At 73.7% G+C, this 8,699-nt stretch carries 8 protein-coding genes; 5 read left to right on the forward strand and 3 right to left on the reverse strand.

Annotated elements, in window-relative coordinates; genetic code table 11:
* Positions 1-194 precede the first annotated feature (194 nt).
* Positions 195-2,009, forward strand: coding sequence for an FAD-dependent oxidoreductase (locus tag ACFWFR_RS03190; protein WP_377621133.1), 1,815 nt, complete (start codon positions 195-197; stop codon positions 2,007-2,009).
* Between the two features lie 168 nt (positions 2,010-2,177).
* Here ACFWFR_RS03190 and ACFWFR_RS03195 read toward each other — a convergent pair whose 3' ends face one another.
* Entirely contained in the window at positions 2,178-2,924 is a 747-nt protein-coding gene (locus tag ACFWFR_RS03195) for an endonuclease/exonuclease/phosphatase family protein (RefSeq protein WP_377621134.1), read from the reverse strand.
* 64 nt (positions 2,925-2,988) lie between these two features.
* On the opposite strand from ACFWFR_RS03195, the gene ACFWFR_RS03200 reads away from it, so the two are divergent.
* Positions 2,989-3,609, forward strand: a complete 621-nt coding sequence (locus ACFWFR_RS03200; protein ID WP_191802413.1) for an L-threonylcarbamoyladenylate synthase — start codon at positions 2,989-2,991, stop codon at positions 3,607-3,609.
* A gap of 84 nt (positions 3,610-3,693) precedes the next feature.
* Positions 3,694-5,115: a UTP--glucose-1-phosphate uridylyltransferase gene (locus tag ACFWFR_RS03205; protein WP_377621135.1), complete on the forward strand. Its 1,422-nt coding sequence runs from the start codon at positions 3,694-3,696 to the stop codon at positions 5,113-5,115.
* Between the two features lie 165 nt (positions 5,116-5,280).
* Here the strand turns inward: ACFWFR_RS03205 and ACFWFR_RS03210 are convergent, their stop codons facing one another.
* Positions 5,281-5,964: a YigZ family protein gene (locus ACFWFR_RS03210; protein ID WP_377621136.1), complete on the reverse strand. Its 684-nt coding sequence runs from the start codon at positions 5,962-5,964 to the stop codon at positions 5,281-5,283.
* Positions 5,965-6,058: 94 nt separating this feature from the next.
* On the opposite strand from ACFWFR_RS03210, the gene ACFWFR_RS03215 reads away from it, so the two are divergent.
* Both ACFWFR_RS03215 and ACFWFR_RS03220 read left to right on the forward strand, forming a co-directional pair.
* Positions 6,059-7,270, forward strand: a complete 1,212-nt coding sequence (locus ACFWFR_RS03215; protein WP_191802419.1) for a Fic family protein — start codon at positions 6,059-6,061, stop codon at positions 7,268-7,270.
* A gap of 75 nt (positions 7,271-7,345) precedes the next feature.
* Entirely contained in the window at positions 7,346-8,047 is a 702-nt protein-coding gene (locus ACFWFR_RS03220) for a hypothetical protein (RefSeq protein ID WP_377621138.1), read from the forward strand.
* Positions 8,048-8,083: 36 nt separating this feature from the next.
* Here the strand turns inward: ACFWFR_RS03220 and ACFWFR_RS03225 are convergent, their stop codons facing one another.
* Positions 8,084-8,539 carry a VOC family protein gene (locus ACFWFR_RS03225; RefSeq protein ID WP_377621139.1) on the reverse strand — a complete coding sequence of 152 codons (456 nt, stop codon included), beginning with the start codon at positions 8,537-8,539 and terminating at the stop codon, positions 8,084-8,086.
* Between the last annotated feature and the right edge of the window lie 160 nt (positions 8,540-8,699).

The raw sequence follows: 8,699 nt of genomic DNA on the forward strand, positions 1-8,699 counted from the left end.
GCTCGCCGCCCGTGACCCCCCGCACTGTTCCCGGGACGTCTCCCGTGTCGCGCGTCGGGCCGGTCCCGCCCCACGCTAGGTCGGCGCTCGCGGACTCGCAGCGGGTGCGGACACCCGCCCCCCGGGCTGGTGGCAGGATGAGGACCTGCCGGGCGCGACGGGGCGCCCGCACGAACGACGAGGTGGCCACGAGCATGACCGACGACGTCCCACCGGACCCGCGCCGGGCGACCGCCCACGACGTCGACGTGCTGGTGGTCGGCTCGGGCTTCGGCGGGTCGGTCGCGGCCCTGCGGCTGACCGAGAAGGGATACCGGGTCGCGGTCCTCGAGGCCGGGCGACGCTTCGCCGACGAGGACTTCGCCGCGACCTCCTGGCACCTGCGCGACTTCCTGTGGGCCCCGCGGCTCGGGTGCCTCGGCATCCAGCGCGTGCACCGCCTGCGGGACGTGCTCGTCCTGGCCGGTGCCGGGGTCGGCGGAGGGTCCCTCGTCTACGCCAACACGCTCTACGAGCCGCTCGACGCGTTCTACGCCGACCCGTCGTGGGGCCAGCTGACCGACTGGAAGGCCGAGCTCGCGCCCTACTACGACCAGGCCCGGCGCATGCTCGGCGTCGTCACGTACGCGGGCAGCACGCCCGCCGACGAGGCCATGAGCCAGGTCGCGCGCGAGATGGGCGTCGGGGACACCTTCACGCCCGCGCCCGTGGGCGTGCTGTTCGGCGCCCCCGGCGTGCCCGTGCCCGACCCGTTCTTCGGCGGCGCCGGCCCCGAGCGGCGCGGGTGCCTCGAGTGCGGCCAGTGCATGACCGGCTGCCGTCACGGCGCCAAGAACACGCTCGTCAAGAACTACCTGCACCTCGCCGAGCAGGCGGGGGCGAGGATCCGCCCCCTGACGACCGTGACCCGCATCGCCCCGCTGCCGGACGGGGGCTACGAGGTCACCTCGCGGCGTACCGACCGCCCGCTCTCCCGGCCCACCCGGTGGACCGCCCGGCAGGTCGTCCTCGCCGCCGGCGCCCACGGGACCCAGCTGCTCCTGCACGCCCAGCGCGACGCAGGCACCCTGCCCCACCTGTCCGAGCGCCTCGGCATGCTCACCCGCACCAACTCCGAGGCCCTCCTGGGCGCCACGGCCGACCGGCGCCCCGCCGGTGCGCCCGTGCCCGACTACACGCGCGGCGTCGCGATCACGTCCTCGTTCCACCCCGACACCCACACGCACGTCGAACCCGTGCGCTACGGGCGCGGCTCGAACGCCATGGCGCTCCTGCAGACCGTCCTCGTCACGCCCCGCGGCGCTCGCGGCCCGCGCACACCGGGGGAGGGGCCCGTGCCCGACGACGCAGCCCGTCCCGGGAGCGCGCCCTCGCCCGGTGCCTGGTTGCGCGAGCTGTGGGCCCAGCGTCGACGCCTGCCCGCCATGGTCGACCTGCGCGGGTGGTCCGAGCGCACCGTGATCGCCCTGGTCATGCAGAGCCACGACAACTCGCTCACGACGTACACGCGGCGCACGTGGACGGGCCGGCGTCGGATGACCTCGCGCCAGGGGCACGGCGCACCGAACCCCGGATGGATCCCGGCGGCCCACGAGGCCGCCAGGCGCCTGGCCCAGGTCATGGGCGGAGCGCCCGGCGGCAGCATCGGCGAACCGTTCGGCATGCCGCTCACGGCCCACTTCCTGGGCGGGTGCGCGATCGGCGAGTCACCCGGGACCGGCGTGATCGACGCGTACCAACGGGTGTTCGGCCACCCGGGGCTGCACGTCCTGGACGGGGCCGCGGTGAGCGCGAACCTCGGCGTCAACCCCTCGCTGACCATCACGGCCCAGGCAGAGCGCGCGGTCGCGATGTGGCCGCGCCGCGGGGAGACCGACCCGCGTCCCCCGCTCGGCAGCACCTATCGCCGTGTGGCACCGGTCGAGCCGCTCAGGCCGGCCGTGCCCGCCGGGGCGCCCGGGGCGCTGCGCCTGCCCGTCGTGCGCATCACGCACGGGCAGGCGCTCTGAGCGGGGGAGAAGTGCCCTCGCCCCACGGGCGGGCAAGGAATCGAACGCCTGTTCGACAGTTCTGAGGGGATCTCCGACCATGGTTCGAACAGGTGTTCTATCGATGGCCCGCGAGCGTGCCGACGCCGTCGAACTCCTGTTCGAACGACGGGCGGCCTGCCCCCCGACTCAGCCGAAAGGCTCGATCTCCACGTCCACCACGAGCGCCCGATGGTCCGAGAGCCCCGTGTCGACCGACCGCCCCGGTGACGTCGGACGGACCGCCCCGTCGGCCAGGACGTGATCGATCTGCAGCGTCGGGTGCGCGACCGGGTACGACCGGGCCACCACCAGCGGGCTCCACCCCGTGACGGCCGCCGGGATCTCCGAGCGCAGGTTCATGTCCCCCAGCAGCACCAGGGGACGCGGGGCGCCCGCGAGGCCCGCCGCCACGTGGTCGAGCTGCCGCTCGCCCCAGCCGTCCAGGAAGCTCAGGTGCGTCGCGACCACGGTCAACGGGCCCTGCGGCGACAGCACGACCGCGGCCAACGCCGTCCGCGGCTCGTCCAGGCGCCACCGTGGACGCCGCACGTCGTTCCCCCGCGGGAGCGGCCGCCACCACGGACGACGGGGGAGAGGCAGGACCCGCCACTCGTGGACGGGGAAGCGCGAGAGCAGCGCCACACCGTACTGCGCGCGCCCCCCGACCCCCCGCCGGTCGATCGTCGCCGCGAACCGGTGGTCGACGGCGCCCATGGCCTCCGCCGCGACCCCGGCCAGGTCCACGTGCCCAGAACGCCGCTGGTTGCGATCCACCTCCTGCAGCGCCAGCACGTCCGCACCCAGGTCCGCCACCGCACGCGCGAACCGGTCGACGTCCACCACGTCGTCGACCGTGGACCGCCCGTGCAGGATGTTGAAGGTAGCCAGTCGCATCCCACAGATTCTCCTCCCACCCCGGCGCGCGGCACGCCGAGCCGCGCTGGCCTACGCTCGGTCCATGGCGAAGTACTTCGACGTGCACCCCGTCGACCCCCAGCCCCGCGCGATCGACCAGATCGTCACGCTCCTGCGCGACGACGCCCTCATCGCCTACCCCACCGACTCCTGCTACGCCCTCGGCGCGCGGCTCGACTCCCACAGCGCCACCCAGCGCATCCGCGACATCCGCCACCTCGGCGACAAGCACCACTTCACGCTCGTGTGCGCCGACTTTGCACAGCTCGGACAGCTCGTCAAGATCGACAACGCCGCCTTCCGCGCCATCAAGGCCTCCACCCCCGGCAGCTACACCTTCATCCTGCCCGCGACCTCCGAGGTGCCCAGACGCCTCGCGCACCCCAAGAAGAAGACCGTCGGCGTCCGCATCCCCGACCACGCCGTGACCCAGGCCATCCTGCGCGCCCTCGGCGAACCCCTCCTGTCCAGCACCCTCCTGCTCCCCGGCGAGGACGAGCCCATGACCCAGGGGTGGGAGATCAAGGAAGCCCTCGACCACCAGGTCGACGCCGTCGTCGACTCCGGCGACTGCGGCACCGAACCCACCACCGTCGTCGACTTCTCCTCCGGCGCGGCCGAGGTCGTGCGCGTCGGCGCAGGAGACCCCTCCCGCTTCGAGTAGCCCCGCCCCCCGGCACCCCGCATGTGACCGGCACACCACGGCCCACCCGGCGCGAACCCGCCCACCGGTCCTAGCATCGACACCATGAGCAGCCAGGGCCTCACCCACTCCCAGCACAAGATGGCCGACGCCGGGGTCCACCCCACCGCGATCGACGTCTTCAGCCGCTTCTACGCACTCCTGCAGGACGGCGCCACCGGCACCGTCCCCGAAGCCGACATCGAACCCCTCACCGACGTCACCCACCGCGACGAGCTCGACGTCACCCCCCAGCACGGCGCCGACGCGCTCTCCCGCACCGTCCTCATCAAGCTCAACGGAGGACTCGGCACCTCCATGGGCATGGACCGCGCCAAGTCGCTCCTCACCGTGCGCACCACGGACAGCCCCGAAGCCGCCCCCCTCACCTTCCTCGACATCATCGCCCGCCAGGTCCGCGCCGCCCGCGCCGCCACCGGCGCCCCGCTGCCACTGCTCTTCATGAACAGCTTCCGCACCCGCGACGACACCCTCGCGGCGCTCGCGGCCTACCCCGACCTCGCGGTCGACGGGCTGCCCCTGGACTTCCTGCAGAACCGTGAGCCCAAGCTGCGCGGGGACGACCTCGAGCCGGTCGAGTGGCCGGCGGACCCGGACCTCGAGTGGTGCCCGCCCGGGCACGGCGACCTGTACACGGCCCTCGTGGCGTCGGGGGCGCTCCAGACCTTGCTCGACGCCGGCTACCTGTACGCGAGCGTGTCCAACTCGGACAACCTCGGAGCATCTCCGGACGCGGCCATGGCCGGCTGGTTCGCGGCGTCGGGCGCTCCTTTCGCGGCGGAGGTGGCCCGGAGGACGCCCGCGGACCGCAAGGGTGGCCACGTCGTCGTGCGGCGCTCGGACAGCCGCCTGGTGCTGCGCGAGACCGCGCAGACCCCCGAGGAGGACCTGGCCGCCGCCGGGGACATCGAGCGGCACAAGTTCTTCAACACCAACAACCTGTGGCTCGACCTGCGGGCGCTGGCGGCCGAGCTCGAGCGGACCGGGGGAGTCCTCGAGCTGCCCCTCATCGTCAACCCCAAGACGGTCGACCCGACCGACCCGTCGTCGACGCCCGTGATCCAGATGGAGTCGGCCATGGGGGCCGCGATCGAGGTCTTCGAGGGATCGACCGTGATCGAGGTCGACCGCAGCCGGTTCCTGCCCGTCAAGGCGACGAGCGACCTGCTCCTGCTGCGCTCGGACGTCTACGAGCTCGCCGAGGACTTCACGCTCAGGGCCACGGTCGAGGCGCCGTTGATCGACCTCGACGGCGCGTACTACAAGCTCGTAGGTGACTTCGACGCGCGGTTCGCCCAGGGGATTCCGTCGCTGCGCGGCGCGAACAGCCTCACGGTGCACGGCGACTGGTCGTTCGGCCGAGACGTGGTGGCCGAGGGAGATGCGGTCCTGGAGGACGCGGGTACGCCGTCGAGCGTCCCGGACGGCGCGCGCGTGGGGCCCGCGGGGATCGCCGCGGGTTCCTGATCGTCGCGCGACGCCGTGGGGCGAGCGCCACGGGCCGCGGGTGTCCGGGGACGGGCCCCACGAGGGCGCCGAGGGTGCCCTGAGAGGGACGTGGTCCCCTCGGGCAGGTTGCTGATGCCCGACGGCGTCGCGCGGCCGGGGAGGGGCCCTCGCCCGCGCCCTGGCTCAGGCGGGGACGTCGACGATCCGGCGGTCACCCACGGCCGGTGACAGCGTGCCGCTCGACGCCGACGCGAGGTCGGCCTCGAGCGGCACGAGCTGCGGGGGCGGGACGAGCAGGCGGTAGGTGGCACGAGCGGCGTAGTCGGTGCCCTCGAGCACCGCGCCGTGGGTCGCGCACCACTCGTGCAGCACGTTGCCGATCCGGCCGGCCTCCGCGTGAGGGACCTCGACGGCGACCTCGACCATGACCTCGCGGCGCAGGACCGGGGCCAGGTCGAGCGTCTCGCTCACGGCGTTCGAGTAGGCCCGGACGAGGCCCCCGGCGCCGAGCAGGACGCCGCCGAAGTAGCGGGTGACGACCGCGACGACGTCGGTCACGTGGCGGTGCCGCAGGACCTCGAGCATGGGGATGCCGGCTGTGCCCGAGGGCTCGCCGTCGTCGCTCGAGCGCTGCTGGTCGGCATGGGTCCCCACCACGAGCGCCGTGCAGTGGTGCCGGGCGTCCCAGTGCTCCTTGCGGACGCGTGCGATGACGGCCTCGGCGTCCGCGACCGTCGTGACGGGGTGCAGGAGGGTGATGAACCGGGACTTCTTGACCACGAGCTCGTGCTCGACGGGGCGCGCGACCGTCGAGGGGAGCGGCGGGTCGCCGTCGGCGGCGCCGGGGGAGCGCGGGTGGGAGGTCATCGCCGACCAGCCTAGCCAACCTGGACTTCCGGCTCGCCACGTCAAGGTTAGAGGGCATAACCTTGAGCAAAGGGTGTCCAAGGAAAGGTTGTCGATGACCTCGGCCAGCACGAGCAGCACGACGGACGGGCCGGACTGGCCGCGCCACACGAGCGAGGTGCGGCCCTGGCGCTCGGCGACCCGAGGTCCGCGCGAGGACCGGATGCTGCGCGAGGTCACGGTCTCGCTGCCGCCCCTGATCGCCGAGGTCGCGTACGTGCCGACGGCCGAGGACGCCGCCCGCATCGAGCGCGCCGCTGTGGACATCACGCGCCTCGACGCGGTCCACGGCCCGGTCCTGTCGTCGTTCGCCACGTTCCTGCTGCGGACCGAGGCCGTGGCGTCGTCGCGGATCGAGCGTCACGACGCGAGCCTCGCCGACCTGGCCAAGGCCACGATCGGCATGCGGGCCAGCAAGGACGCCCAGGTCACGGTCGCGGCGGCGCGGGCGGTGTCGAGGCTGGTCGACGCGGCAGGCGCCGCAGGGGCGATCGAGCTCGACGACGTCCTCGCGGCCCACCGGACGCTGCTCAAGGACGACCCCCTGGACGGTCCCGTGGCGGGCACCCTCCGGACCGTCCAGAACTGGATCGGCGGGTCCGACTACTCACCCCGCGGAGCCGTGCACGTCCCGCCGCCGCCCGAGCTCGTGCCCGCGTACATGGAGGACCTGGTCGAGTTCCTCCGGCGCGACGACCTCCCCGCCGTGGCCCAGGCGGCGATCGCACACGCCCAGTTCGAGTCGGTCCACCCGTTCACCGACGGCAACGGCCGCATCGGCAGGGCCCTGATCGGGGCCGTGTGGCGTCGCCGCGGGCTCGCGCCGACGCTGGTCGTGCCCGTCGCCTCGGCCATGCTCGCCGACACGGGGGAGTACTTCGCACGCGTCAACGCCTACCGCGAGGGGAGGGCGGCGCAGTTCGTGCGATACCTCGCCACCAGCGCGTCGATGGCCGCGCAGGAGGCGCGGATCTCCGCGGACAACCTCGCCGAGCTCCCGGGGCTGTGGCGGTCCGAGGTGCGCCCGCGCGCAGGGTCGGCCGCGGCGTCGATCCTCGATGCGCTCCTCGACCACCCCGTGCTGGACGGGGACCTCGCGCGGCAGGTCGCGGGGACGTCCGGGGCGGCGGCCTACGAGGCGCTGGGCCGCCTCACGGACGCGGGGGTCCTCTCGCGGATCTCGACGTCGCAGCGGCACGGCGTGTGGGCTGCGACCGAGGTCCTGGGCGAGATCGACGACCTCACGCGGCGGCTGCGGGAGGCCTGAGCCTGCGGCGACGTGCGGCGCGACCCGCCGTGTCTGGTCGTGGAAAATAGTGTGCCAAGCGGGTAGGTTCGCTCCATGGTCACCGACGACGCCGACTCACCCCAGGACGCCCCGACGGACGGGACGAGCCCGCCCGTGCCACACGTGCCCGACGCCGGCTCTCCGGGCGGTGAGACCGCGACGGCCCTCGCGCCGCGCTACCCGCGTCCACCCGTGACGCGCGACGAGGCGGAGTGGGTCTGGCGGGAGCTCTCGGTCGCCGCGATGTACGCCTCGACCAAGCCGGAGATGGTTCGCCTGGCCGTGATCGTCGGGCTGACCCGCGCCACGGGCGCCCGGTACTCGGACCTGCTGCGCTGCACGGTCGACTCTCTCGACCTGGGCCCGGCGGGGGCCCAGGCGGGCGAGGGGCGCGTCGTCGTGCAGCACGGCAAGCACCGCACGGTCCGTGAGCACCGCCTCGAACCGGGGGTCGTCATGGTCCTGCGCCGCTGGATGGACGTCCGGGAGGACCTCTGCTCCGAGCTCGAGGGGTCGATCCCGCGAGCACTGCTCCTGACCGTTCACCACACGCACGACAACGGCGTCACGGTGGCCAGCGGTCTGCCCATCACCAAGCAGGGCCTGGTGCTCTCGTGGCGCAGGTTCGTGCAGCGGACCAACGCGCGGTACGGCGGGGTGCGTCCGCCGCTGCCGACGCGCTTCGAGCAGGTCCGCCGGGCGTGGCACGCGGACCCGGAGGTCCTGGGCGCGGCCCAGGGGTCGGCAGGGGAGTAGCGCGTCGGCAGGTCCCGCGGGGCCCGACGACGGGGCTCAGGCCGTGCGGTCTGCGTCGCCGGGGGAGCGGGGCACCTCGGGGTCGAGCTCCTGGAAGACCGTGATCTGCAGACCGGCGGGCGCCTCGAGCCGCGCGTTGAGCGAGCTCCAGGGGGTGCGGACGGGCGGGGCGACCAGGCGAGCCCCGGCTGCGACCAGGTCCGTCGTGACGGCTGCGGTGTCGGACACCTCGAACGCGACGCGCAGCGGGGGAGCGACCTGCCTGCCCACCTCGACGTCGTCGATCATGCGCTTCTGCGCGGGGTTCGCGAGCTCCAGGGTGGCGCGCCCGGCGTCGAGGATCGCCACCTGGGCGCCGCCGGTGCCGCTGTAGGCGGCCTCCTGGGGGAGGCCCAGCACGTCGCGGAAGAACGTGAGCGCGGCCTCGTAGTCCTCCGCCTCGACGACGAGGCGGAGCTGGCGCACGGGTGCGGGGTCGGGGCGTTCCGTCATGTCGCCACGTTATGCCGGACCGCCCTGCTCCGCTTCTCCCATCATAAATAGTGTGCCAAGCGTACCGACCACGCCAATCACCTCCCAGCACGCCTCACCAAAAAAGCCCCGACGACACGGGGCGGCGCGGGCCGAACGAAGAGCCCCCTGGTCGCGGACC

Origin of the sequence: Oerskovia sp. NPDC060287 (assembly GCF_042726775.1) — a bacterium.
GTDB classification, from domain to species: Bacteria; Actinomycetota; Actinomycetes; order Actinomycetales; family Cellulomonadaceae; genus Oerskovia; species Oerskovia merdavium.

Coding starts and splice junctions, on each gene's coding strand:
- ACFWFR_RS03190 (WP_377621133.1), top strand. CDS start 195: ATGACCGACGACGTCCCACCGGACCCGCGCCGGGCGACCGCCCACGAC.
- ACFWFR_RS03195 (WP_377621134.1), bottom strand. CDS start 2,924: ATGCGACTGGCTACCTTCAACATCCTGCACGGGCGGTCCACGGTCGAC.
- ACFWFR_RS03200 (WP_191802413.1), top strand. CDS start 2,989: ATGGCGAAGTACTTCGACGTGCACCCCGTCGACCCCCAGCCCCGCGCG.
- ACFWFR_RS03205 (WP_377621135.1), top strand. CDS start 3,694: ATGAGCAGCCAGGGCCTCACCCACTCCCAGCACAAGATGGCCGACGCC.
- ACFWFR_RS03210 (WP_377621136.1), bottom strand. CDS start 5,964: ATGACCTCCCACCCGCGCTCCCCCGGCGCCGCCGACGGCGACCCGCCG.
- ACFWFR_RS03215 (WP_191802419.1), top strand. CDS start 6,059: ATGACCTCGGCCAGCACGAGCAGCACGACGGACGGGCCGGACTGGCCG.
- ACFWFR_RS03220 (WP_377621138.1), top strand. CDS start 7,346: ATGGTCACCGACGACGCCGACTCACCCCAGGACGCCCCGACGGACGGG.
- ACFWFR_RS03225 (WP_377621139.1), bottom strand. CDS start 8,539: ATGACGGAACGCCCCGACCCCGCACCCGTGCGCCAGCTCCGCCTCGTC.